Below are 24,442 nucleotides of genomic sequence, written 5' to 3' on the forward strand. Positions count from 1 at the left end.
CCGGGCGGGGGCGTCCCGCCCGGCGCCGGGGCGCGCGCCCCGGCGCACGTCCCGCACATCGCCACGGAGCATCGCATGACCACGACCGCCGAGCGCACGTACCGCCACAGCGGACTCGTCTGCACCGACCACACGCTCGCCGTCCCCCTCGACCACGACCGCGCCGACGGGCCGCGGATCACCCTCTTCGCGCGCGAGGTCGTCGCGGCCGGGAACGAACACCGCGACCTGCCCCGCCTGTTGTGGCTCCAGGGCGGGCCGGGCGGGCGCGCGGAGCGCCCCAACGCGTCCGGCGCCTGGCTGCGCCGGGCGCTCGAGGAGTACCGCGTCGTCCTCCTCGACCAGCGCGGCACCGGCCGCTCCACGCCCGCCGACCGCACCACCCTCGCCGGCCGCGACGACGCGGCCGACTACCTCGCCCACTTCCGCGCCGACGCCGTCGTGCGCGACGCCGAACTCCTGCGGCGCGCGCTCCAGGGCGACCGGCCCTGGACCGTCCTCGGACAGAGCTTCGGCGGCTTCTGCACCCTCACCTACCTCAGCCAAGCCCCCGAGGGGCTCGAACTCGCCCTCATAACAGGCGGGTTGCCCACGCTCACCGGGCACGCCGACGACGTCTACCGCGCCGCCTACCGGCGAACCCTCGCCCACAACGAGCGCTACTTCGCCCGCTACCCGGACGACCAGAAGCTCGCCGACGCGGTCGCCGACCACCTCGCCGAGCACGAGGTCTCCATGCCGTCGGGCGAGCGGCTCTCCGTGCGCCGCTTCCAGACGCTCGGCATCACCTTCGGTACCGCCGCCAACTTCGACAGCCTCCACTACCTGCTGGAGACGGCCTTCGTCGACGGCCCGAACGGACCCTGCCTCTCCGACCCGTTCCTCCGCGGCCTCGACGCCACTCTCTCGTTCGCTCCGCGTCCGCTCTACGCCGTGCTCCACGAGCCGATCTACGCCCAGGGCGGCCGTGCCACGGCCTGGGCGGCGCACCGGGTCCGCGAGGAGTTCCCCGAGTTCGACGGCGGGAGCGGAGGCCCGCTCCGCTTCACCGGCGAGATGATCTACCCCTGGCAGTTCGAGGAGGACCCGGCCCTCGTGCCCCTGCGCGACGCCGCCGAGCAGCTCGCGCACCGCACCGACTGGCCGGCCCTCTACGACCCGGACCGGCTCGCGGCGAACGAGGTACCCGTCGTCGCCGCCGTCTACCACGACGACATGTTCGTCGACCGCGAGCAGGCCCTCGAGACCGCGGAGCGGGTCCGCGGCCTGCGCCCCTGGATCACCAACTCCTATGCCCACGACGGCGTGCGCGCGGATTCGGCCGTCCTCGACCGGCTGCTGGCCATGGCACGCCGGGAGGTGTGACGGGCGGCCGTCCGTGGGCAGCCGACGTCGGACGCCCTGCGCGTTCCTCAGGCGCAGGGCGTCCCGAGGGGGCTGCCGTACGGGCGGAGCCCCGCTGTCGTGCGGCCTGCCTCGGCGGTCACCGGCTCTGGCATCATGAGCAATCGGAACTTCGTTCCGTCGGCAGGCGGCAGAGGAGGAGCGTCGCGGTGAACGGCAGCGGTACGGGCGCGCGTCGCCGTCGTGCGGACGCCCTGCGAAACGAGGAGGCCCTCCTCGACGCGGCCGCCGCGGTCTTCGTCGCCTCGGGGGTGGACGCGCCCGTACGCGACATCGCCACCGAGGCGGGCGTCGGAGTGGGCACGATCTACCGCCACTTCCCGACGCGCTCCGACCTCATCATCGCCGTCTACCGGCACCAGGTCGAGGCGTGCGCGGAGGCGGGCCCGGCACTGCTGGCGAAGAGCTCCACCCCGTACGCGGCGCTCGCTGAGTGGACCGACCTCTTCGTCGACTTCCTCGTCACCAAGCACGGCCTCGCCGCTGTCCTCCACTCGGACAACCCCGGGTTCGAGGCGCTGCACGCCTACTTCCTCGACCGGCTCGTCCCCGTGTGCGCCCGACTCCTCGACGCCGCGGCCGCCGCCGGCGAGGTCCGAGCCGACCTGGAAGCCTACGAACTCCTGCGCGGCATCGGGAACCTGTGCGTCGGCGCGGAGGACGACTCCCGGTACGACGCGCGCCGCGTGGTCGGAGTCCTCGTCGAGGGGCTACGCCGATCGCGGTGATTCCGGGCGGCGTTGGTGCGGGTGCGGGGCCTCCGAACCCTGCGCCGGGAGCCGGCGGCCCGGCGCCGGCGGCCCGCCGGGAGAGGGGCCGACGGCTGCCCCGAGCCGTTCACCCGCCGCCTGAGGTGCCCTGCTCGGGAGCCGAACCCACCACCCTCGCGGCGAAGTCGGCCAGCCGGGCCCGCAACACCTCGCGCGGCATCCCCTGCCCCGCCAGGTGCTCGACGAGGTCGGCCCGGACGGCGGCGAGCAGCGCGTGGGCGGCGAAGTCGCCGTCGGGCACGCAGGGGAGCTGCGCCAGCGCGTTCCTGAGCAGGTCGTGCCAGTGCGCGTAATGCCCTGCCTGGTAGGGGCTGGTGCTCCCGGTCTCCTCCAAGGCCAGTGCCAGGTGGCGGTTGTCGAACTTGAAGCACAGCGCGGCGTCGAGGAGCGCGGGAACCCGCTGGAGCGGCGGGGTGTCGGGCCCCAGGGGCGGCGGCCCCGACTCGACGGCCTCCCGCGTCGGTTCGAGGCGCTCCGCGTACAGGGCCAGGAGCAGTCCGGTCCGATCGCCGAAGGCACGGAAGAGCGTGCCCTTGCCCACCCCGGCCGCTGCTGCGACATCGGCCATCGTCACCTCATCGGGGCTCTCGCAGCGCGCGAAGAGGGTGTCCGCGGCTGCGAGGACGGCCTCCCGGTTGCGGGCGGCGTCCTTGCGTGGCTTGCGTTCGGGCACGGCGTGGGCCTCCATTGCGAAGCGGACCCTGGGTCCGTATCATCGAAGCGGACTCAAGGTCCGCATTCTACGAGACGGAGGCCACCCATGTCCGCACCCGCCTCCGCGGCTGACATCCACCGCCGCGGCCTGCGACTTCAGCTCGACCGGAACATTCCCGACCGCATCGGGAACGGGTCCTCGCCTCGCCACGGGGCCCCTCTCCTCGGCGCCGGCTTCCCCGTGGCCGGCCGGTGAACGCCGTCCTCGTCATCGGTGCCACGGGCACGACCGGCGGCCGTACCGCCGCTCGGTTGGCGGCCGCCGGGCACCGCGTGAAGGCCGCCAGTCGCCGGGGCACCGCGGTCCGGGCCGCCGAGTCGGTGGCCTTCGACTGGTACGACCCGACCACTCACGCCGCAGCCCTCGAAGGAGCCGACCGCGTCTACCTCCTGCCACCACTGGGCGAGACCGACCCCGCGGCGGTCATGCTTCCGTTCCTCGACCGGGCGCGGGACGCGGGGGTGCGCAGAGCGGTGCTGCTCAGCTCGTCGGCGATCCCCGAGGGCGGACCTGCGGTGGGTGCCGTCCACCGCGCCCTTCCCGAACTCTTCCCGGAATGGGCGGTGTTGCGACCCTGCTGGTTCATGCAGAACTTCACGGGCGACCATGCGCACGCGCGGAGCATCCGCGAGAAGGGCGTCGTCCTGAGCGCGACCGGGGACGGCCGGGTGGGCTTCGTCGACGCCGAGGACATCGCGGCCGTCGCGGTCCGCGCCCTGACCGACACGGAGGCACCCGGCACCGATCTCGTCCTCACGGGTCCGGAGACGCTGAGTTACGACGACGTCGCCGCGCTCTTCGCGGAGGTCGCCGGACGGAGCGTCGTCCACCGCCGGGTCTCGTACGAGGAGTTGTCCGCGCGCCTCACCGAACAGGTACCGCCCGAGTTCGCCGCGCTGCTGGCCGGTCTGGACCGCGCCATAGCCGGCGGTGCCGAGGACCGCGTCACCGACACCGTGCTGCGCGTCACCGGTCGGCCGCCGCGTACCTTGCGGGCCCACCTGGAGGACGCGCTCCGAACCGCCTGACGGTGCACGGCCGTTGGCGCCCGCCGGGGCCGACTCCGCGTGCCTGCCGGCTCGTTCACCCGGGTGGGCGGGCGGGCGGCACCAACTGGCGCTGCGTCATCCGTCCGACGAGGCGGCCCTCGTCGTCGGAGGGTCCGGTCTCGACGACGACCGGCGTCGACCCGGTGTGCAGCGGTCGCGACACCGTCCGTACGGAGCCGGCGCGCACGGCGCGGAGGAAGTTCGTCTTCGACTCGACCGTCGAAGTCCCGGCGCCGGGCGGCGTGTTGAGGAAGGCGCAGACGGCGCCGGCCGCGTCCCCGAGCGACATCAGCGCACCGCCGTGCAGCACGCCGCCGACGGTGCACAGGTCGGGGGCCCACTCCGGGGTCGCGGTGGTCTCCTCGGGCGTCGCCGTGTGGAGCTCTACGCCGAGGCGGACGGCGAAGGGCCGGGCGAGCAGGTCGGCAGGGGCCTGTTCCGGCACGGGGCGCTCCGTGGTCGTCGGCTGCGGTGGCCGCCATCCTGGCGGCGGCCGCTCCGTGGGGGGGGGACCCGTCGTGCCGGGCGCTCCACCGCTCAGCGCCAGCCGAGCCCCGGTGCGACATGCGTGAGGACGGCTTCCAGCACGTGCGCGTTGTACTCCACGCCGAGTTGGTTGGGCACCGTGAGGAGCAGGGTGTCGGCGGCCGCGACCGCCTCGTCCCCGGCGAGCTGTTCGACGAGCACGTCGGGCTCGGCGGCGTAGGAGCGCCCGAAGATGCTCCGTGTCTCGGCGTCGATGTGGCCGACGTGGTCCGCGGAGCCGCGCTCGCGCCCGAAGTAGGCGCGGTCGCGGTCGTCGACGAGAGGGAAGACGCTGCGGCTCACCGACACTCTGGGCCTCCGCTCGTGGCCCGCTGTCCGCCACGCCTCCCGGTAGGCGTCGATCTGCTTGCGCTGCTGGACGTGGAAGGGTTCGCCGCTCTCGTCGTCCTTCAGTGTCGAGCTCTGGAGGTTCATGCCGAGCTCGGCGGCCCAGGCCGCGGTTTTGTCGGAGCCGGCGCCCCACCAGATCCGGTCGCGCAACCCTTCGGAGTACGGCTCGACGCGCAGCAGTCCTGGCGGGTTGGAGAACATCGGGTTCGGAGCCGGTTCCGCGAAACCCTCGCCCCCGAGCACGTCGAGGAGCATCCCGGTGCGGGAGCGTGCCATGTCGGCGTCGGTCCCGCCCTCGGGAGGCCGGTAGCCGAAGTACCGCCAGCCGTCGACGACTTGCTCGGGTGCGCCACGGCTGATGCCGAGCTGGAGGCGGCCGCCGGAGATCAGGTCGGCGGCGCCCGCGTCCTCCGCCATGTACAGCGGATTCTCGTAGCGCATGTCGATGACGCCGGTGCCGATCTCGATCCGCTCGGTGCGGGCACCGATCGCGGCGAGCAGAGGGAACGGCGACGAGTGCTGCCGGGCGAAGTGGTGGACGCGGAAGTAGGCGCCGTCGGCCCCGAGCTCCTCGGCGGCGACCGCGAGGTCGATCGCCTGGAGCAGGGAGTCAGCGGCCGAGCGCGTCCGGGAGTGGGGTGAGGGCGTCCAGTGTCCGAAGGACAGAAACCCGATCTTCTTCATACCGGGTTCAACGCTTCCCGGCCCGGTTCATTCCGCGGAGAGCGGGTGCGCTGCGGATCGTGACGGAACGCGACCGCTGCGTGCTCGTGTGCGGGGCCGGGCGGTGGAGTCGGGTGATGCACCGGCAGGCAGCGCCGGTCCGGTCCGCTCGCGACCGGCCGTGCCGGCCTGTCCTTGCGGCGGTGGCGTGAACTAGGCGGCGTTGTAAGGGAGTTGCCGGCGACACGGCAGGGACCGCGCGTGCTTCCGGGCGAGTCGGGCGGCAGCGTCGGGGTTGCGGGGGATCGACGGCTCCGAGCGGTGCGGGGCCGCGGGATGCCGCACGGCGTGCCGGCTCCGGCGGTCCGCAGGCTCTCCCCGCCCCGTCGTCGCACGACAAGGTGCGTCGGACGCGGCAGCGCGCCAGGTCGAGCGCGGACGTTACTGTCCCATCGGTTGAATATGTGGCTACGAGCAACTACTTTCCTACCAGGAAAGTAGTGTGGATGAGCAACTTGTTGGCGGAGGTGGCCATGTCTGATCGTTCGGACCCGAGTGCCGAGGCGGCCCGTGCGCTGCGCGACGTCGACCGGCGTCGTAGCCAGGCCCGTGCGTCGATGCCGATCGAGTCCCGCTGGGTCTCCGTAGTCGCCGGTGTCGTGGTCTTCGTGTTGCTGGCGGCGCCCGACGTCTTCGGCGAGTGGGTGCGACCCTGGATCAACTTCGCGATGTTGGGCCTGCTCGCGGTGTACGAGATAATGCGTCGGACCAGGCGCGGGTCTTCTGCGCTGGGCCGGCCCACCCTGGTGCGCAAAGTGGGACTCGCCTCCCCGGGGTCCGCGTACTTCGTCCGGCTGGGGTTGATCGCCGTCCTCGCAGTCGCCGCCGTCGTGGCGCTGGTGCAGGGATACCGGCTGTTTCCCTACGCCGGGGTCGTGCTGGGGGCGCTGCTCGGCGGCGCCTTGATCGTCTTCGGGCCGGCCTGGCACAGGTACCTGGCCGCGCTGACCATGCGTGGCCGGCGTGGCGAGGCCGGAGCCGTCGATGGACCCCGCTGACTTGGACCCCGTCCTGCTCGACCCGACACGGCTCTCGATCACTTCCCTGCTCGTCGGGGTGAAGTGGGCCGAGTTCGCGTGGGTGCGCGACTCGGTGGGGCTGTCGGCCTCCGCCCTCTCCAAGCAGGTCAGCACGTTGGAGGCCCGCGGTTACGTCGAGGTGGAGAAGGGGTACGTGGGCAAGCGTCCCCGCACCTGGCTCAACCTCAGCGGAGCCGGCCGGGCGGCCCTCAACAGCCACGTCACGGCGCTGCGGCGGATCGTCGAGGAATCCGAGGGAAGAAGCCCCTGAGCCGGGTCCCCGACGCCGCCCGCTCGTCGCGCCCCGATCCCGGTCGGGCGGGCCGCGCTCGTCGCCCTCCTGTACCGCGGGCGTCCGGAGCCCGTCCCCGGAGGCGCCGGATGTGAGGGGGTGCCGATGCGGGCGGAGTTCGGCTGCCGGTTTCGGTGCGTCGGACGAATGTGCCGAGCGTGTGCAAGTCCCGCGCTCGGATCATCGTCGCGAACCCTGGGGATGCCTGCGGGGCGCTTCCGTACGTGTCGATGAACGCGGCAATGTCGCTCTCCGGGCGTCCGAAGCGTCTCCCCTGGATCGTCGGGCGGGATCGACGAAGCGTGGGCCGCGGGCGACTTCGTCCCAGTCCCCCAGAAGGGGTGCGGCCGTCCCGCATGAGGTTGCCGGGGTAGGCGTCCCCGTGGAGGAGTACGTACTCCGAAGAGGCAGCGTGATGGGTTTCGTGCCTTTTCTGCACCCAGCGGGTGGCGTCGAGGAGCCAGACGCGGTCGTCGGCGAGTACCGAGCTGTCGGTGATCGCCTGGGTAAGGGAGGTGAGAGGGCTGAAGGCCGGTATGCCGCCAGGTAGCGGCGACTCAGAGGAGTCATTCGCTCCAAGGCAGCCGGCGCCGGGGTGGTGAACCGGCCTCGGGTACTGCGTAGTTGCGGGCGGCGACGTCGATGTCGTGCGCTTGGAGGTCTGTACGGATCGAGGAGTGCTGCACGGCCTGCCGCACCAGCCGCAGTGGCGTTTCCGTCCGACGGGTGCACCGGGACCGGGGGCAGTACGAAGACCGGGAGGAGTGTGGGAAATGGCTGACGAGACGGTCGCCGTCGTCGGTGCGGGGATCGTGGGGCTGGCCACGGGGCGCGAGATCGCGCTGCGTCGTCCCGGGACCCGCGTGGTGATGCTGGAGAAGGAGCAGCGGCTCGCCGTCCACCAGACGGGGCACAACTCCGGTGTGGTGCACGCCGGGATCTACTACGCGCCCGGGAGTCTCAAGGCGCGCCTGTGCACCAGGGGGAGGGGGCTGCTCCGCGAGTACTGCGAGGAGCGCCGGCTGCCGTACGACGAGTGCGGGAAGCTCGTCGTCGCGGTGTGCGGCGAGGAGGTGCCGCGCATGGAGCGGCTGCACCGCAACGCGCTGGAGAACGGGGTGCCCGGCGTGCGCCGGCTCTCGCCGTCCGCGATGCGGGAGATCGAACCCCACGTCATGGGCGCGGCGGCGCTCCACTCGCCCCGCACCGCGATCACCGACTACACGGCCGTCGCGCGCGCGTTCGCGCAGGACATCACGAACGCGGGCGGCGAGGTGCGGCTCGGCTTCGCCGTCACCGGCATCGGCCGGCCGCGGGGCGGAGGCGTCGAGGTCTCGTCGCGGAGCGGGACCGTGCGCGCCGACCGCCTCGTGCTCTGCGCCGGCCTCCGGAGCGACGAGGTCGCCCGGCTCGCCGGCGGCGGCGAGGAGCCGCGGATCGTCCCCTTCCGCGGCGAGTACATGACGGTGAGCGCAGCCAAGACGCACATGGTGCGCGGCCTCGTCTACCCGGTGCCCGACCCCCGGTACCCCTTCCTCGGCGTGCACTTCACACGCCGTGTCGACGGCACGGTGGAGGTCGGCCCCAACGCCGTCCTCGCCTTCTCGCGCGAGGGCTACCGGCTCTCCGACGTCGACCTGCGCGAGCTGCGGCGGATCGCCCGCTTCCCCGGCACCTGGCGCCTGGCGAGGGCGCACTGGCGCAGGGGGATCACCGAGCTGCGCGGGTCGCTCTCGGTCAGGGCGTACATGAAGGCGGCCGAGCGCTACGTCCCGGGAATCCGCGCTGCGGACGTGGCACGCGGCGGCGCGGGCGTACGCGCCCAGGCGCTCGGCCGCGACGGGGCGCTCGTGGACGACTTCGCCATCCACAGGTCAGGCGCGGTCACCGCCGTCCGCAACGCGCCCTCCCCGGCTGCGACCTCCTCGCTGGCCATCGCCGAACACGTCGTCGACACCGTCTTCGACGGCTGAACTCCCTCGGCCTACAGGGCTCCTGCACGACAACGGCTCGCGCCCCGGGGGCCGTCCGAGCCGGCGTGTACGACGCACCGCCGTCACCCGCGTCCGATCCGATGACCGACCGCAGAGTGACCCGGCACCTCGACTCCGGGCGTTCGTCCCACTGTTCGCGCGTCACCACAAGACCGCCGACACACCTGACGCGCCCCGGAGGCCGCCGCGCCGGCGCGGCGTCAGCCGAGGCGCCCCCGGATGCCGTCGCGGAGGGCCGTCGCCGGGACGTCGTCGTACTCGGCGAGCAGGTCCAGCGCCGTGCGCCAGTGGCGGGCCGCCTGGTCGGGGTCCGTGGCGCGGAGTGCGGAGGCGAGGCCGTCGAGGGCGACCGCCCGGTGCCAGCGGTCGTCGAGGTCCGCGAAGGCGGCGGCAGCGCGGCGGTGGAAGTCCGCGGCGTCCTCGGCGCGGTCGAGGAGCCGGTAGGTCTCGCCCGTGCCGTGCCACGCCTCCGCCTCGTGGCCGCGATCACCGAGCCGGCCGTAGAGGCCGGCCGCGCGGTGGAAGGACTCGAGGGCGGCCTCCGGCATGCCGTTGACGCGCTGGGCCGCGCCGAGCGTCAGCAGCCGGAAGCCCTCGGACATCCAGTGCCGCATCGCGACGGCGATCTCCACCGACTCCCGGGCGGCCTCCAACGCCTCCGCGTACCGGCCGCTCTCGCGGTGCACGTCGCTGAGGGCGCGCAGGGCCGCGCCCTCGCCCCGCCGGTCGCCGAACTCCCGGCAGGTCGCGAGGGCTTGCTCGCCGGCCGCCGAGGCCCCCGCGAGGTCGCCGACCTCGCGGCGGACGGTGGTGAGGAGGGTGAGCGTGTGCGCCAGCCACCGCTCCTCGCCGAGCTCCTCGATCACTTCGCGGGCCCGTTCGAGCGCGGCCAGGGCTGCGGGCAGCTCCCGCTTGCGCAGGCGGACGAGGCCGAGGGCCTCCAGCGAGTTCGCCTCGCCCATGCGGTCGCCGGACCGCCGGTAGAGGGCGAGCGCCTCGGCCGTGTACGCCTCGCCTTCCGACAGCAGGTGGACGTGCGTGTGCGCGTCGCCGAGGCAGCGCAGCGTCCTCGCCTCCGCGGAACCGTCACCGAGACGGCGGGCGGCGGTGAGGCCGAGTAGTCCGGTCTCGATCCAGTCGGTCATGGGGGCCGAGTGCTTCCAGACGGCCAGGTGCGTGAGGGGCAGTTGCCAGGCGAGGGTGTCGAAGCCCTCGGCCGCCGCGGCGCGGGTGGCGGCGAGGAGGTTGGTGTGCTCGGTCTCGGACCACGTCCGCGCCCTGTCGTAGTCGTCGAAGGACGGCAGGGCCGCTGCCTCCGCGGACGGGACGAGCGGGGAGCGGGCCGCGCTCGCGCCGATGCGCACCTGGGCCTCGTCGCACGCTTGCAGGTACCACGTCAGGATGCGCCGCAGGGCCGCCTCGCGCTCCTCTTCCGGCTCGTCCGTGCGGACCTGGTCGGCCGCGTAGGCGCGCAGCAGGTCGTGGAGTTCGTAGCGGTCGGCCTTCTGCGTGACCAGGTGGGCGCCGACGAGGGTGTCGAGGAGCCGACGGGTCTCGTGGAGCGTGGCGGAGGCGAGCGCCGACGCGGCGTGGGCGCTGAAGTCGGGCCCCGGGTGCAGGCCGAGGAGGCGGAAGAGGCGGGCCGCCGGAGCCGGGAGGGCCTGGTAGGACCAGGCGAAGACGGCGCGTACGGCGCCGGCCTCCTCGTCGTCGCCCGTGCTCAGCGCGGACCAGCGCGAGGACTCGTCGCGCAGGTCGGCTATGAGGTCGTCGAGGTCGAGGTGCGGGTTGCCGGCGGCGCGCTCTGCCGCGATGCGCAGAGCGAGGGGCAACCGGGCGCAGAGCGAGGCGAGTTCGGCGAGCTTCGCCTCGTCGGCCGTACGGGAGGGGCCGATGACGGTGCGGAGGAGGGCGATCGCCTCGGTGTCCGCGAGGAGGTCGAGGCGGAGCTCGAAGGCGCCGTCGTGCACCGCCAGGCTCGGGAGGGATCTGCGGCTGGTGACGAGGGTGAGGCACCCCGGCCCTGCCGGGAGCAGCGGGCGGACCTGCTGCGCCGTGGCGGCGTTGTCGAGGACGACGAGGACGCGGCGGTCGGCGAGGCAGGAGCGGTAAAGGGCGGCGGCGACCTCGACGTCGCCGGGGAGCGACGGGACGCCCAGCGCGGTGAGGAACTCGGGGAGGACCTCCTCGGGCTGGCGCGGTGCCCCCGGGTCGTAGCCGCGCAGGTTGGTGTAGAGGCGGCCGTCGGGGAACTGGTCCTCGATCCGCCGTGCCCAACGCAGCGCGAAGGACGTCTTTCCCACTCCGGCGGTTCCGGTGACGACGACGGTGGAGGAGGAGGCGGAATCGCTCTCTTCTTCTTCGAGCAGTTCGTCGAGACGGTTGAATTCCGCCACCCGGTTGACGAAATTCCGCGTGCCACCGGGAAGTTGACGCGGCGGAGGCGGGGAAGGCGCGGAAGAGTTCTGGTGGAAGTGGACACCGCCGCTGACGTCCCGTGCCTGCACCGCGTTTCCGACCGTACCCGAGAGAGCGGAGCGGGTGCTCCCGTCCGCGGAACCTTCTTCCTCCCGTGGGGCGTTGACGGCCGCCTCCTCCCGAGTGCCGGTAATCCGACCGGAGGACCGTGGACACCTCCGCGAAACGCAGGTGTTGCGACATCGGCCCGAAGAGCGCAGCGTACCGCTCGTTACCCGACGGGGAAATGGTTGGTGCCGCGGCGCTTCCCTGTCGTACAGGCGTGTGTATACCCGGGGTTGGGTAGTGTGCTCTGCGACGGATACGGCTGCGCAGGCGGAAGGCTCTCTCCGGGCGGCGCGGACGCGGCGAGGGGGCGTTCCCGAGCGAGCCGCGCGGTGTCCGGGCTCGTGTGCCGGCTGCGACGTCCGGGGCGGACGGAGGCGCGATGCGGACGCAGGGAGTGCCTGTGAGCGAGGAGCTCGGCGCCGATGCAGCGGCGCGGTACGACAGCTTTCTCAGCCGCCGTTTCCACATGGCGGTCCTCCAGCCGACCACGCTCTGCCCCTGGGACTGCGACTACTGCTATCTCGCCGACAGGGAACAGCGCCGGGAGATGTCCCCGCACGTGGCGGAGGCCGTCGCGGCGAGCATCCGCGCCCAGGGCTCCCGGTGGCCGGTCAGGGTCGTGTGGCACGGGGGCGAACCGCTGTCGCTTCCCCTTTCCGGGTTCGAGCGGCTGCTCTCGCCATTCGAAACCCTCCGCAGCGAGGGGCGTGTTCAGCACTGCGTGCAGACCAACGCCGGCCTGATCACGCCCGAATGGTGCGCCCTCTTCGAGCGCTTCGGCTTCTCGGTCGGGGTGAGCGTGGACGGCCCCGAGTGGGCGAACGCGGGACGCCACGACCGTTCGGGGAGGAGCGTCCACGACCGCATCATGCGAGGCGTCCGGACACTCCGCGAGTGCGGCGTCCCCTTCACCACGATCGCGGTGGTCACCCCGGAGACCGTGGGGCGGCCGCACGAGTTGGCCGCGTTCTTCGAGGAGTTGGGGACGGTCCGCGTCGGCTTCAACATCGAGGAGCGAGAGGGCGCGAACACCGGGCGCCCCGTGGTCGACGAGGAGGCCGCCGTCGCCTTCTGGCGGGCGTTGATCGAGCGGCGCTCGGCCGGCTCCCCGCTCCGCGTACGCGAGGTGGAGCGCCTGCTCTCCTCCCTGCGTGCGGCGCGGGACCACCGGGAGGAACCCGCTTCCCCGCTCTGCGATCCGGTGCCCACGGTCGCCTGGAACGGCGAAACCGTCCTGCTCTCCCCGGAGTTCTCCGGGACGCGCGCACCCGAGTACGACGACTTCGTCCTCGGCAACGTGCTCACCGAGCCGCTCACCGCGATGGTGGCGCGAGCCCACGAGGCCGCGTACGTGGACGAGTTCGCGCGGAGTCTCCGCTCCTGCGCGCACACCTGCGAGTTCTACGCCGCCTGCCGGGGCGGCCAGACGAGCAACCGCTACTCCGAGCACGGGACGCTCCTCGCCACCGAGACGGCCTTCTGCAGGGCCACGCGTCAAGCCCCCGTGCGCGCCCTCCACCAGTTCGCCGCGGCCACGACAGAGAGGACCTGATGGGTATCTTCCAGGAGCTCGTCTCCTCGCGCTCCGAAGCCTTGGCGGAGCTCCTCGACGCCGCGGAGTCCCCACTCGGGGAGCAGCCGGCGTCCGAGGCCGACAGCTCCCCGCCGTTCTCCAACTGGAACAGCTGGAGCGACAGCGACTGACCGGGGTCGAACTGCGCGTCGTCACCGGGCGGTTCGGCGACGGTGCGCGGCCGGGACGTTCGGGGCTCGCCTAGCCGAGCGGCACCATCGCCAAGGCCACGACCACCAGCAGCCCGATGTAGGTCCAGGCATGGACGCGGTCCGGTATGCGGGGCGGGCGGCGCCGCACCACCGCGATCACCGGCAACGCGCCGAGCAGCAGCGCCCCCGCCGCGACCGGGTCCACCAGCCCCACCAGGGGCATCTCGCCCGTGGCGCTCCCACGGAGCGGGACGGCGGCCTCGGCCGCGAGGAAGACCGCCGCGGCGGGCAGGGCGATCGCCACCGTCAGCGGGTTGGCCAACGCTGTCGCCACCCCCATCGGATGCCCGGCCCGCCGCATCGTGGGCACCGTCAGGACGCTCCCGCCCACCCCGAGGAACGACGCGACCGCACCGACCGGCGCACCGAGCGCCGCGGGCAGCGGCCGCGCCCCCCGCTCGGCCGCGGCTTCCGGCCGCGGGCGGAGGAAGCCGGGACGCGTCAGCAGGTCTCCGACCGTGAGGCCGACGTATCCGACGAACGCCCACCGGGCGAGGTCCGGCGGCGCCACACGCGCCGCGCACGCGCCCACCGAGGCGCCCAGCACCAGCAGCGCCAGCAGCGGGCCGCTGCCCCGCAGCGCCACGAGTATCCGCCGCGGCGTGACGGCCGTCGCGAACCCCGCGTTGACGACCATCACCACGGCCGAGGTCGCCGTCGCCACCCGCATCGCGTCGTCGCCGAGGGCGGCGTCCGCCCACACCACGACGGGCACGGCGACGAACCCGCCACCGAACCCGAACAACACCGTCGTCGCCCCCGTGAGGAGCCCGATCCCGACCAACGCCACAACGTCCACCCGCCCAACCCCACCAGGTCCGCGGGTGGCGCGCATGCGAAGGTCGGCACGTTTCCTTCGCGTTCCGGCCGCTACCGTGGTCCGGTGAAGAACGTCCCCCTCGCCGAAGTCGACCACCTCGACCGGGCCGTCCTCCCCATCGGCACCGACTACCCGCCCGGCCACCTGCTCGACTGGCACCACCACCGCCGCGCGCAGTTCCTCCACGGCGCCACCGGCGTCATGGTCGTCGACACCGCGGACGGCACCTGGACGGTCCCGCCCGAGCGCGCCGTCCTCATTCCGGCCGGCACCCGGCACCGTGTCCACATGCTGGAGGTGAGCACCCGCAGCCTCTACATCGAACCCGACGCCGTCCCCTGGTGGCCCGCCACCTGCACCGTCGTCGACGTCCCGCCGCTGCTGCGCGAACTCCTCCTCGCCGCGGTCGACTTCGCCCCCGACTACGGGCTCAGCGGGCGCGAGGGCCACATCGCCGCGCTCCTGCTGCACGAGATCGCCGCCCGCACCCCGCTCCCGTACCACCTGCACATGCCGCCCTCCGAGGAGCTCGCCGCTCTCTGCCGCAGCTACCTCTCCGGCCCCGACACCCGTACGAGCAACGCCACTTGGGCGGCCGCGACGGCGATGAGCGAACGCGCCTTCACCCGGCGCTTCCGGGCCGAGACGGGGCACAGCCCTGCGGCGTGGCGCGCCCGTGCCCGGCTCCTCGCGGCCGTCCCGCTCCTGCGCACCGCCACCGTGACCGAGGTCGCGGTCCGACTCGGGTACGCCTCGCCCGCCGCCTTCACCGCGGCCTTCACCCGCGCCTTCGGCGCCCCTCCTTCCCGTTTCGCCGGCCGCCACAGCCCGTACGCGCGCGGGTGCCGCCCTCCGGAGGGGAGGACGGCACCCGAGTGACGTGCGCGGAGCCCGGTTCGACGCGACGGGTGGCTAGCCCGAGTGCACCTCCCGGTAGAGGTCGCTCGTGTAGTAGTCCGACGGATCGGGGTTCTCGTCTAGCTGCTGGTTGCGGACGAAGAAGTCGCCGAGCTTCTTCAGCCAGCGGTCCATCTCGCCGCTCTTCGTCTTCGCGGCGAGGTCGTCGGTGGAGAGCGTCTCCACGTGCGAGGCGTCCGCCTTCGCCTGCGCCTTGCTGACGTTGAGCATCTTCGCGCTGAGGGCGACGGACTCCTCCGGGTGCTTCTTGCGCCAGTCGTTGGCCTGCTGGAGCACCTTGACCACCTTGCGGTTCTTCTCCTCCGGCACCTTGGTCCCTGCGACGAACGCCGTGGGGAAGCGGTCGCCGGTGTCCTTGGTGCTGGCCACCTCCTCCATCCCCGGGACCTTCTCCTTGATGGTGTCGATGGAGGGGTAGAAGATGCCGGCGCCGTCGATCTTTCCCGAGGTGAAGGAGGAGACGACTGTGGACGGGTCCATGGCGACCTTCTTGATGTCCTTCGTCGTCATCCCCGCCTTCTCCAGCGCCATGTTGAGGATCATGTCGCCCGAGGTGCCCTCGGGCACGCCGACCCGCTTGCCCTTGAGGTCCTTCATCGTCTCGATGCCGGGCTGTCCGATGACGCGGTCCGCGAAGGTGAAGGTGTTCACGGAGACGACCTTCGCCTTCCCCGAGGCCGGGAGCCACATGGCGCCCGGCCCTATGTAGCCGTAGTCGAGGTCGCCCGAGCCGAGCGCCTGGACCTGCACGGGGCCGTTGTTGAACACCTTCGCCTTCGCCGTGAGGCCCTGCTTCTTCCACAGCCCCTGCTCCTGTGCGATGGCGAGCAGGCTGGCGCCGTTGTAGTCGCCTATGTAGCCGAAGTTGACCGTGTCGTCGTCCTGACCGGCGCTCCCCGAGCAGGCGTTGAGGCCGAGGCTGAAGACGGTGACGGAGAAGAGCGCCGTGAGGGTGCGGCGTGTCCTGCTTCCGGGCATGGCGGTGGTCCTATCGGGGAGAGTGAGTCGCGGGTACGGGCTGCCGGTTCGCCGTGCGGCGCTATACGGCGGGAGCGGCCTGCTCCTGGTGGTAGACGGAGGTCCACACGGTGTTGCGGATCTGCCGGAACTCGGCGGAGAGGCGGATCTCCTCGGTGCGGGGGTAGGGCAGGTCGACGCCGACGACGCGGTGGATGCGCCCGGGCCGCGCGGCCATCACCACCACGCGGCTCGCCAGGTAGACCGCCTCGTCGACGTCGTGCGTGATGAAGAGGACGGTGCGCTTCTCGCGGCTCCACGTCGCCAGCAGCTGATCCTGCAACTGGACCCGGGTGAGCGCGTCGAGCGCACCGAACGGCTCGTCCATGAGCAGGACCTGCGGGTCGACCGCGTAGGCGCGGGCGATCGCGCACCGCTGCTTCATGCCGCCGGAGAGCGTCTTGGGCAGCGCGTCCGCGAACTCTTCCAGGCCGACGAGGCCGATCGCCAGGTCGGTCCGGCGGCGGCGTTCCTCGGCCGGGACGGAGGCGAGCTTGAGGCCGAACTCGACGTTCTGGCGCACGGTGAGCCAGGGGAAGAGCGCGTACTGCTGGAAGATCACCCCGCGGTCGGGACCCGGCCCCTCCACCTCGGCGCCGTCGACCAACACCCGCCCGCCGGTGGGCTCCTGGAGGCCGGCGGCCATGCTCATCAGGGTGCTCTTCCCGCACCCCGACGGCCCGACGACGGTGACGAACTCCTGGTCCGCGATGTCCAGGGACACCCCGTCCAGGGCGGTGAACTCGGTCCCCTTGAGCGGGAAGGTCTTCACCACGTCCCGAAAGCTGATCTTGCTGTTCATCGCCGCTCCTGCCAGCCGGTGAGCCGTCGTTCGGCGAGCAGCAGCAGCCGGTCCATGAGGAGGCCGAGCACGCCGATGGTGATCAGGGAAACGAAGATGGTGTCCATCTCGAACCAGGTGGACGCCTTCTGCATCTGGTAGCCCAACCCTTCCTGCGCGCCGATGAGTTCGGCCGCGACCACGGTCGCCCAGGAGGCTCCGAGCCCGATCCGCATACCGACGAGGATGAACGGCGTCGAGGCCGGTATGACCACCTTGGTGAAGATGACCCGGTCCGAGGCACCGAGGACCCGCGCCGCGTTGATGAGCGTGCGGTCCACGTCGACGACGCCCTGGAACGAGGAGACGACGCAGGCCATGAACGAGGCGAGGTAGATCACCGCGATCTTCGGCACCTCGCCGATCCCCAGCAGCACCACCGTCAGCGGGATGAGCGCCAGCGGCGGAATGGTGCGGAAGAACTGGATGTACGGCTCCACGACGGCGCGCACCGACGGGTACCAGCCCATGAGGAACCCCACGGGCACGGCGACGACGACACCGAGTGCGTAGCCGAGGAAGACCCTGCGCAGGCTGGCGAGCGTGTCCGCGGCCAGGGTCCCGTCGGCGACCATCTCGCCCGCCTTGCGCGACACGGCGAGCGGCGTCGGCAGGTTCTCGATGAGGCCGAGGGCGGCCACGAGCGCCCAGACGAGGACGCCGGCGACGAGCGCGAGGACGTTGAGGAGAAGCGGCCGCCGCCGCGAGCGGCGGGCGGTGCGCCGCGGAGGACGGTCCACCGCGGTCTTCTCGGGAGGGACGGTCACGGCCATGGGTGCCTCACTGGTTTCACGCGTGCTCCTGGGCGACGGGCGGCGGATAGCGGGAGAGAAGGGGGGATTCGTGGAGGACGAGGGCGATCCCGCCGAGTGCGCTGCCGGCCTCGCCGAGGGTGGCGAGCCGTACGTGCACCCGGTCCCTGACCCTCGGCATCACGTGGGCGTGCAGGGCGCGTTCGACGGGTTCGACCAACGCGGGCCCGGCTTGGGCGAGTTCGCCGCCGACGACGAGGACGCCCGGCCCGATCGCGTTGCAGACGGCGGCGAGTACCCGCCCGACGTCCCTGCCGACCCGCTCCAGCACCGAGCGGGCTGTGCGGTCGCCCGCTGCGGCCGCGTCGAGGAAGGCGGGGACGTCGGGCGCGCTGCCTCCGGCCGAGCGGTACCGGGCGAGGACGGCGTCGAGCGAGGCGACGGTCTCCAGGCAGCCGGTGCCGCCGCACTCGCAGGGCGCACCCCGGGCGTCGACGGTGATGTGCCCGAACTCCCCCGACATGCCGTCGGTTCCCCTGTGCAGCGAACCGCCGACGACCAGGCCGCCGCCCACGCCGTGCGAGAGCCGGAGGTAGACGACGTCCCCTCCGTCGCAGGCCGCACCCCACACGGCCTCGGCGAGGGCGGCGAGCCTGGTGTTGTTGTCGACCAGCACCGGAACCCCGAACCGCTCGCGCAGCAGGGCGGCCAGCGGCTCCGGGCCCGGAGCGCGGGCGCCCTCGGCGATCGGTCCGACGATGCCGACCCCGATCGCGCTGAGCGAGCCGAGCCGGAGCGGGCCGCCCCGGCTTCCCCGTGCGGGGCCGCCGAGGGAGCCGAGGAGTCGTTGCGCGATGTCGGTGCGCTGGGTCCAGGTGAGGTCGGGCGGGTGCGCCTCGCTCGCCGAACCGAGCATCTCGTGGGCGACGTTGACCGCCGAGACGTGGACGGCGCGCCGGGCGAAGTCGATCCCGATCGCCTCTCCCGCTTGCGGGTTGAGGCTGAGCTTCTCCACGGGCCGCCCGCGCCTGCGGACTTCGGCCGGTGGGGTGGAGGCGACCACGGTGCCGCCCTCCACGAGGCCGGCGACTATGTCGTAGAGGGTCGTGCGGGACAGGCCGCTGTGCGCGCCCAACTCGGCCCGGCTGAGCGGGCCGTGCTTGCGGAGGAGGTCGAGGACCGACTGCTCGTGGCTCTTGCGCAGCCGCGTCAGCGGACCGTCGTGTGCCTGCATGCCGCACAGCATGGAGAGCGCCGGCTTTTTTCGTCAATGAGTCGGAACAAAGATTTCCGACGCCCGGTGACGCGAAGAGCTCCCTTCCGGGCGGGAGTTGCGCCTCCTGGCGGCTCTCCTCGCGGGACGAGGAGGTTACGGCGGCTTCGATTTATGTTCGCACTATTGACATAAATCTTCCGCGGGTCAGAGCATTCCTCGCAGGCACCGGACAAGATCACCCACCTTGCGGCGGTGCCGACGGACGCTCCGGCGGGTGCGCTGCACGGAGCGCCGACTCCCGCGACGCCGCCTGCCCCGGTCGCCCCGCTGACCCCAGGCTGACCGAACCGAAAGGGTCACCGTGCGCCCCAACATGCTCTTCCTCATGACCGACCAGCACCGGATCGACACCCTCGGTGCCTACGGCAACCCCCACGTGAGCACCCCCCACCTCGACCGCCTCGCGGCGGAGGGGACGCGGTTCGACAACTGCTACACGCCCACCGCCATCTGCACCCCGGCCCGCGCCAGCCTCCTCACCGGCTCCGCGCCCTTCCGCCACAAGCTGCTCGCCAACTACGAGCGGAACGTGGGCTACCTGGAGGACCTCGCCGACGACCAGTTCACCTTCGCCGAGCAACTGGGCGCCGAGGGCTACCGGTTGGGACTGCTCGGCAAGTGGCACGGCGGAGTGCGGCGCACCGCGGCCGACTACGGCTTCGAGGGCCCCGACCTCGCGGGCTGGCACAACCCCGTCGACCACCCCGACTACCTCGCCTACCTGCGCGAGGCCGGCCTCCCGCCGTACCGGATCACCGAGCCGGTACGCGGTACCACCCCGAACGGCAGCCCGGGGAACCTCCTCGCCGCCCGGCTGGACCAGCCGGTCGAGGCGACCTTCGAGTACTACCTCGCCACCCGCACCATCGAGACGCTCCACCGCTGGGCGGACCAGGACGCCGAGAACGGCACCGAGGAGCACCCGTTCTTCCTCGCCACGCACTTCTTCGGCCCGCACCTGCCCTATATCCTCCCGGACGCGTACTACGACATGTACGACCCCGGACTGGTCGAGCTGCCGGCGTCGGTGAGCGAGACCTTCGCGGCGAAGCCGCCCGTGCAGAGCAACTACAGCAAGCTGTGGGCGTTCGACACCATGCCGCTGGAGGAGAGCCGCAAGCTGATCGCCGTCTACTGGGGCTACGTCACCCTCATCGACGAGCAGATCGGACGCATCCTCGACGCCGTCCGCGCACTCGGCCTCGAGGAGCGCACCGCCGTCTTCTTCACCGCCGACCACGGCGAGTTCACCGGCGCGCACCGCCTGCACGACAAGGGCCCGGCGATGTACGAGGACATCTACCGGATACCGGGACTGCTCAAGGTGCCGGGCTGCCCGCGCGGCCAGGTGCGGGACGAGTTCGTCTCCCTCACCGACTGCACCGCCACCATCCTCGACCTCGCCGGGAGCGACACCGCGCCGGCGGTCGACAGCCGCAGCCTGCTGCCGCTCGCCGCCGGCGAGCATCCCGAGTGGGCCCCGCACCACGTCGCCGAGTTCCACGGCCACCACTTCCCGTACCCCCAGCGGATGCTCCGCACCCGCCGCTACAAGCTCGTCGTCAACCCGGAGTCCCGCAACGAGCTCTACGACCTGCACACCGACCCCGACGAACTGCACAACCGCTACGAGCACCCGGAACTGCGCGAGATACGCACCGAGTTGACGCGTACGCTCTACGACCTGCTGCGTGACCGCGGCGACAACTTCTACCACTGGATGACGCCCATGTACGATGTGGAGACCGACTACGACACCACGCTCTCGGCCTTCGAGACCGGGACCGCGGACGCGTCGTCACCGGCTGCGGGGGAGGGGCGGCCGTGAGCGCGTCCGGCTCCTGCTGCTCCCCCTCCCGCACGGCGGCCGAGGCGAAGGCCGCCGCTCCCGCGTCGGCGCCCTCCGTCCCGCCGGAGGGTGCGGACGCGGCGTACCGGGCCAGGGTCGACCTGCCCGGCGGTACCTTCCGGATGGGGAGCGAGGACCGCGACGCCAACCCCGGCGACGGCGAAGGGCCGGTGCGCGAGGTCGAGGTGGCTCCCTTCGCCGTCGACGCGTACGCGGTGACCAACGCACGGTTCGCCGCCTTCGTCGAGGCGACGGGCCACCGCACGGAGGCCGAACTCTTCGGCTGGAGCTACGTCTTCGCGAAGTTCCTCCCCGCGCGGCTGCGCAAGGTGTCGCCGAGGCCGGACGCCACCCCGTGGTGGTGCGGCGTGGAAGGTGCGCGGTGGGACGTGCCCGAGGGGCCCGGCAGCGGGTTGGAGGGGCGCTGGCACCACCCGGTCGTCCACGTCGGCTGGAGGGACGCGTGCGCCTTCAGCGCCTGGGACGGCGGGCGCCTGCCGTCCGAGGAGGAGTGGGAGTACGCGGCGCGCGGCGGCCTCGACCAGGCCCGCTACGCGTGGGGCGACGAGCTCCTCCCCGGCGGCGTGCACCGGTGCAACATCTGGCAGGGCACCTTTCCCGCCAAGAACACCGCGGAGGACGGGTACACCGGCACCGCCCCCGTGGACGCCTTCGAGCCCAACGGCTTCGGGCTGTACAACGTCTCGGGGAACGTCTGGGAGTGGACGGCCGACACCTGGCGCCCGGGGGAGCCGAGCCTGCGGGCGACGCGCGGCGGCTCGTACCTGTGCCACGCGTCGTACTGCAACCGCTACCGCGTCGCCGCGCGCACCGCCAACACCCCGGACAGCACCGCGGGGAACCTCGGCTTCCGCGTCGTCCGCGCGCCGGCGACCGGGAGTTGAGCCCGCCGCACCGGGCGCCCGCGCGGCGCTGCTGACTGCGCCCGGCGGCTTCCCGCGCGGCCGACCGGCCGCGCGGGGCCTTCCGCGGTCACTCCTCCAGCGCGTGCCCCCTGTCGCGGCGCTGGACGTACAGGCGGTTGCCCCGCGGCCCGGTCCACTCGACGCGTACGACGCCGGGGACGGCCGCGTCGGCCGAGCGTGCGGCGTCGGCCCAGTAGCCGAAGGCGGGGTTGCGGAAGAACGTCGCCCACAGGCGGCCCTTGTGGTCGGCGAAGAAGTTGTTGTGCCCGGCCCCGACGCCCGCCGTCCAGCGGTGCGAGTACGGGCCCTCGAACCTGTCGGAGACGGCGACGACCGCGTCGTACTGGTACTGCACGCGCCCGTCGCCCGGCGGGTCGTACGCGTGCCGCGTGCTGCCGTCGGGGCCGATCGACGCACGGTTCCAAGCGGCGTGCAGCAGGTAGTACTTGCCGCCGTGCTTGAAGACGTAGGCGCCCTCCAGATACGGCTCGGGGGAGTAGGGCGTCTGCTGGAACGCGGGGAGGTCCGTCGTGGTGACGATGTCCTCCATGTCGTCGCGGAACTTCGCGTAGAGGTCGTTGTGGAGGACGAGCCATGCGTCGTCGCCCTCGCTGTAGATGCTCCCGTCGATGTGGTAGTAGGCGCCCGGCTCGATGAAGTCGGGTCCGCCGTCGACGGGTTCGCCGAAGGGCTCGGAGAGGTTGCCCTCGGCGAGGCGGTAGGGCCCCTCGACGCCGCCCTCGCTCACCAGCAGGAAGGAGCCCACCTTCCGGGAGTGGTCGCCGGTGCACGCCACGATGTACCACCGGCCGCGGACGTAGTGCACCTCGGGGGCCCACGCCTGCCCGCGCTTGCCGAACTCCTCGTCGTGCCAGTACTCCTGCCACTCGGCGACGACGGTGCGCCCGGGCCGGTTCTCGCCGACGAACTCGGGCGACCACACCTTGCCCCGCTCGGCGTCCGGCCGGATGCCCTCGGTGTCGGCGAGCTTCCACGGGCCGCGCAGCGACCGGGAGACCCACAGGAAGATTCCGTCGTTCCACGGCGCGGCCGCGTCCAGCCCCGGCACCCGCGTCGTCCCCGTGGCGACGTAGAGCGGACTCCCGTCCACGACGAAGCAGTTGACGTAGGTGTCACGCATCCACACCCGCCCCAGCTCCCTGTCGCGGGGGCGCAGCTCCAGGGGCAGGACGAAGGAGTTGTCCCTGCGCGGCCACAGGTCCCGGCGGGTGTCGGCGAGGCCGTAGGAAGCGGGCTCGGGCCAGTTGGACGGGTGGCGGCCCCGCGGGGGCGTCAGGGGCGCGGCGTGCGCGGGAGCCGCGGGGAGCGCCGCCACCGCGCCGACGGAGCCGGCGAGCAGGGCACGTCTGGCGAGGGCGGGTCGGTTCTCGGAGCTGGTCATCGGTCACTTCCTTCTTCGTCGTGCGCCACCACGCCGACCGGTCGTCGCTGCGCCCGGCGGTCGAGGCAGGTGCAGGGCAGCGGAGTCGGGCGTGCGGCGCGTCGGGCCGGTTGCGGAGGGCGCCGGGAGTCGGGCGGGACGAGGCCGTGGAGGGCCGGCTCTTCGCGGTCGGCGGCCCGGGCGAACGGGCCGTACGGGCGGGGGAGTCGGGGGCAGGAGCCATGGGTGCGCCGTCCCTCGTCGGCCGTCCGGGAGGGCACGAGGCACAGCATGCGAAGGCGCGCCGATTTTCGTCAAGACTGCGGAAAAATAATCCGGGCGGCGGGGCGAAGTCCCCGCAGAGTCCAGGGAATCGACTGTTCGACGCCGGCGAGCAGCGCTCCCACCAGGACGGCTGCCGTCACCGGGAGAACGGGAGGCGCGTCGTTCACGCGCTCCTGCAGGGGTTCTCCTCCAGGCGGATCGCCGACTCGGCGCGGTGGACGAGGGCTTCCGCCTTCTCGGTCACCGCGGCGGCGCCGTGTCCGGCTCTCCGTCCGCCGAGCCTTCGGAATCCGCCAGGGAAGATCCGGAGCCAGTTCCCGTACGGATCGACCACGGTGAAGCCCGCCCTGCTCCCCGTGTTCCTCCGGCGCCGCGGTCGCGTCAGACGGGGGACGCCGGAGAACGGCGACTTGCCGTGCACAGCGCGCATACCGGTCGCGAAGGCGTCGAAGGCGGTGTCCGGCACCAGGACGATGCACGAGCCGTAGGACTCCGTTGGGGCGGACTCCGGCAACCCGAAGAAGTGCAACTCGCCGCGCACCACGGCGACGTAGGGATTCGGACGGTTCGCCGGAAGGTGACCTCGAACCCGAGCACGCGGTGGAAGTCGACGGTCTCGTCCGTGGACCGGCAGGGCAGGAGGAGGATGCTTCTCGCTCCCGGGGGACATCCGTCGATATCGGGCAGCGTGGCGGGATCGTCAGGTGGATTCTGCTCCCTCGAGCCGCCCCGCGGACCAGCGGGAAGGCGTCATCGGTGTGCGTTAATCTGTGCGACCCGGCCCCGGGATCCGTCCCGTGCGGTGAGGTGGGGGCCGCGGTGTGTCGAAGAGCGGGCAGCGCAGGGAGTGCACAGTGGTCGAGACGGAAGGCACCGAGGCCGAGGAGGCATCCGGCGTGGACTCGCCCTGGTGGGCGGGGTTCAAGCCGCTCGGCGGTGTCCTGCTGATAGTCGTCGGCCTGGGCTGGGTGGCGTGGGCGCTGCTCTCCGGTCCGGACAGCTTCATGAGCGCCTACGGCGCGAGCAAGGTCGTGGCCATCGGCTGCGTCGTCATCGGCAGTGCCCTGCTGCCCCGTCGCCGCGGTGCGCGCCGCGACCGCGAGGAGAAGGGCGAGGGCGAGGAGACCTCCTGAGCCGCCGTGCTCCGGCGGTCCGTCCCGGCCCGACGTCCGCGCGCACGCTCGCCTTCCGCTGTGGCATCCTGAGCCCCCGCACGCGCAGGGG

23 protein-coding genes are annotated in these 24,442 nt (G+C 72.6%); 12 read left to right on the forward strand and 11 right to left on the reverse strand.

The features are described from left to right. Window positions 1–75 precede the first annotated feature (75 nt). Both UWG_RS0103395 and UWG_RS0103400 read left to right on the forward strand, forming a co-directional pair. Window positions 76–1,365, forward strand: coding sequence for an alpha/beta fold hydrolase (locus tag UWG_RS0103395; RefSeq protein WP_016905799.1), 1,290 nt, complete (start codon window positions 76–78; stop codon window positions 1,363–1,365). A gap of 188 nt (window positions 1,366–1,553) precedes the next feature. Further along, the gene (locus UWG_RS0103400) at window positions 1,554–2,132 is read left to right on the forward strand and encodes a TetR/AcrR family transcriptional regulator (RefSeq protein WP_016905800.1); all 579 of its coding nucleotides are present in this window, start codon (window positions 1,554–1,556) and stop codon (window positions 2,130–2,132) included. Window positions 2,133–2,241: 109 nt separating this feature from the next. Here UWG_RS0103400 and UWG_RS0103405 read toward each other — a convergent pair whose 3' ends face one another. Continuing rightward, window positions 2,242–2,847 (reverse strand): TetR/AcrR family transcriptional regulator, encoded by a 606-nt coding sequence (locus UWG_RS0103405; RefSeq protein ID WP_029391128.1) that lies wholly within the window; start codon window positions 2,845–2,847, stop codon window positions 2,242–2,244. 233 nt (window positions 2,848–3,080) lie between these two features. On the opposite strand from UWG_RS0103405, the gene UWG_RS0103415 reads away from it, so the two are divergent. Further along, a complete protein-coding gene (locus UWG_RS0103415; protein WP_016905803.1) occupies window positions 3,081–3,917 on the forward strand; it encodes an NmrA family NAD(P)-binding protein in 837 nt (278 codons plus the stop codon). A 55-nt stretch (window positions 3,918–3,972) separates the two neighbouring features. Here UWG_RS0103415 and UWG_RS0103420 read toward each other — a convergent pair whose 3' ends face one another. Together UWG_RS0103420 and UWG_RS0103425 are read right to left on the reverse strand one after the other, a co-directional pair. Beyond that, complete coding sequence (locus tag UWG_RS0103420) at window positions 3,973–4,383, reverse strand: PaaI family thioesterase (protein ID WP_016905804.1); 411 nt, start codon at window positions 4,381–4,383, stop codon at window positions 3,973–3,975. Between the two features lie 92 nt (window positions 4,384–4,475). After that, window positions 4,476–5,498: an LLM class flavin-dependent oxidoreductase gene (locus UWG_RS0103425; protein ID WP_016905805.1), complete on the reverse strand. Its 1,023-nt coding sequence runs from the start codon at window positions 5,496–5,498 to the stop codon at window positions 4,476–4,478. A 512-nt stretch (window positions 5,499–6,010) separates the two neighbouring features. Between UWG_RS0103425 and UWG_RS0103430 the strand changes: the two genes are divergently transcribed. The 3 genes from UWG_RS0103430 to lhgO all read left to right on the forward strand — a co-directional run bounded on the left by UWG_RS0103430 (window position 6,011) and on the right by lhgO (window position 8,821). Next, window positions 6,011–6,535, forward strand: coding sequence for a hypothetical protein (locus UWG_RS0103430; protein ID WP_157838528.1), 525 nt, complete (start codon window positions 6,011–6,013; stop codon window positions 6,533–6,535). Further along, entirely contained in the window at window positions 6,522–6,827 is a 306-nt protein-coding gene (locus UWG_RS0103435; protein WP_016905807.1) for a winged helix-turn-helix domain-containing protein, read from the forward strand. The genes UWG_RS0103430 and UWG_RS0103435 overlap by 14 nt, the downstream gene beginning before the upstream one ends. Before the next feature lie 794 nt (window positions 6,828–7,621). Next, a complete protein-coding gene (gene lhgO / locus UWG_RS0103440) occupies window positions 7,622–8,821 on the forward strand; it encodes an L-2-hydroxyglutarate oxidase (RefSeq protein ID WP_016905808.1) in 1,200 nt (399 codons plus the stop codon). Window positions 8,822–9,042: 221 nt separating this feature from the next. Here lhgO and UWG_RS0103445 read toward each other — a convergent pair whose 3' ends face one another. Beyond that, complete coding sequence (locus UWG_RS0103445; protein WP_016905809.1) at window positions 9,043–11,238, reverse strand: ATP-binding protein; 2,196 nt, start codon at window positions 11,236–11,238, stop codon at window positions 9,043–9,045. A 530-nt stretch (window positions 11,239–11,768) separates the two neighbouring features. On the opposite strand from UWG_RS0103445, the gene amcB reads away from it, so the two are divergent. After that, entirely contained in the window at window positions 11,769–12,920 is a 1,152-nt protein-coding gene (gene amcB / locus UWG_RS0103450) for a cyclophane-forming radical SAM peptide maturase AmcB (RefSeq protein WP_016905810.1), read from the forward strand. Further along, window positions 12,920–13,072 carry a hypothetical protein gene (locus UWG_RS32925; protein ID WP_016905811.1) on the forward strand — a complete coding sequence of 51 codons (153 nt, stop codon included), beginning with the start codon at window positions 12,920–12,922 and terminating at the stop codon, window positions 13,070–13,072. The genes amcB and UWG_RS32925 overlap by 1 nt, the downstream gene beginning before the upstream one ends. 70 nt (window positions 13,073–13,142) lie before the next feature. Here the strand turns inward: UWG_RS32925 and UWG_RS0103460 are convergent, their stop codons facing one another. Next, complete coding sequence (locus tag UWG_RS0103460; protein ID WP_029391130.1) at window positions 13,143–13,952, reverse strand: sulfite exporter TauE/SafE family protein; 810 nt, start codon at window positions 13,950–13,952, stop codon at window positions 13,143–13,145. Window positions 13,953–14,036: 84 nt separating this feature from the next. On the opposite strand from UWG_RS0103460, the gene UWG_RS0103465 reads away from it, so the two are divergent. Next, window positions 14,037–14,852 carry an AraC family transcriptional regulator gene (locus tag UWG_RS0103465; RefSeq protein ID WP_016905813.1) on the forward strand — a complete coding sequence of 272 codons (816 nt, stop codon included), beginning with the start codon at window positions 14,037–14,039 and terminating at the stop codon, window positions 14,850–14,852. A gap of 33 nt (window positions 14,853–14,885) precedes the next feature. Here UWG_RS0103465 and UWG_RS0103470 read toward each other — a convergent pair whose 3' ends face one another. From UWG_RS0103470 to UWG_RS0103485, 4 genes are all read right to left on the reverse strand, one after another. Then, window positions 14,886–15,869 carry an aliphatic sulfonate ABC transporter substrate-binding protein gene (locus UWG_RS0103470; RefSeq protein WP_016905814.1) on the reverse strand — a complete coding sequence of 328 codons (984 nt, stop codon included), beginning with the start codon at window positions 15,867–15,869 and terminating at the stop codon, window positions 14,886–14,888. A gap of 61 nt (window positions 15,870–15,930) precedes the next feature. Further along, on the reverse strand, window positions 15,931–16,710 hold the full coding sequence (locus UWG_RS0103475) for an ABC transporter ATP-binding protein (RefSeq protein ID WP_016905815.1): 780 nt from the start codon (window positions 16,708–16,710) through the stop codon (window positions 15,931–15,933). Beyond that, complete coding sequence (locus UWG_RS0103480; RefSeq protein ID WP_016905816.1) at window positions 16,707–17,522, reverse strand: ABC transporter permease; 816 nt, start codon at window positions 17,520–17,522, stop codon at window positions 16,707–16,709. Before UWG_RS0103480 ends, UWG_RS0103475 begins: the two co-directional genes overlap by 4 nt. Before the next feature lie 16 nt (window positions 17,523–17,538). Further along, a complete protein-coding gene (locus UWG_RS0103485) occupies window positions 17,539–18,747 on the reverse strand; it encodes an ROK family transcriptional regulator (protein ID WP_016905817.1) in 1,209 nt (402 codons plus the stop codon). 343 nt (window positions 18,748–19,090) lie between these two features. Between UWG_RS0103485 and UWG_RS0103490 the strand changes: the two genes are divergently transcribed. Together UWG_RS0103490 and UWG_RS0103495 are read left to right on the forward strand one after the other, a co-directional pair. Further along, complete coding sequence (locus UWG_RS0103490) at window positions 19,091–20,605, forward strand: sulfatase family protein (protein ID WP_033195948.1); 1,515 nt, start codon at window positions 19,091–19,093, stop codon at window positions 20,603–20,605. Then, window positions 20,602–21,531, forward strand: a complete 930-nt coding sequence (locus UWG_RS0103495; RefSeq protein WP_016905819.1) for a formylglycine-generating enzyme family protein — start codon at window positions 20,602–20,604, stop codon at window positions 21,529–21,531. The genes UWG_RS0103490 and UWG_RS0103495 overlap by 4 nt, the downstream gene beginning before the upstream one ends. A gap of 88 nt (window positions 21,532–21,619) precedes the next feature. Here the strand turns inward: UWG_RS0103495 and UWG_RS0103500 are convergent, their stop codons facing one another. Together UWG_RS0103500 and UWG_RS33310 are read right to left on the reverse strand one after the other, a co-directional pair. Next, window positions 21,620–22,954, reverse strand: a complete 1,335-nt coding sequence (locus UWG_RS0103500) for a family 43 glycosylhydrolase (protein WP_016905820.1) — start codon at window positions 22,952–22,954, stop codon at window positions 21,620–21,622. Window positions 22,955–23,381: 427 nt separating this feature from the next. Further along, the gene (locus UWG_RS33310) at window positions 23,382–23,759 is read right to left on the reverse strand and encodes a VOC family protein (RefSeq protein ID WP_193386404.1); all 378 of its coding nucleotides are present in this window, start codon (window positions 23,757–23,759) and stop codon (window positions 23,382–23,384) included. A 313-nt stretch (window positions 23,760–24,072) separates the two neighbouring features. On the opposite strand from UWG_RS33310, the gene UWG_RS0103510 reads away from it, so the two are divergent. Beyond that, entirely contained in the window at window positions 24,073–24,351 is a 279-nt protein-coding gene (locus UWG_RS0103510; RefSeq protein ID WP_016905822.1) for a hypothetical protein, read from the forward strand. The last annotated feature ends 91 nt before the right edge of the window (window positions 24,352–24,442 follow it).

Source organism: Streptomyces xiaopingdaonensis (genome assembly GCF_000262345.1).
Taxonomy (GTDB): Bacteria; Actinomycetota; Actinomycetes; order Streptomycetales; family Streptomycetaceae; genus Streptomyces; species Streptomyces xiaopingdaonensis.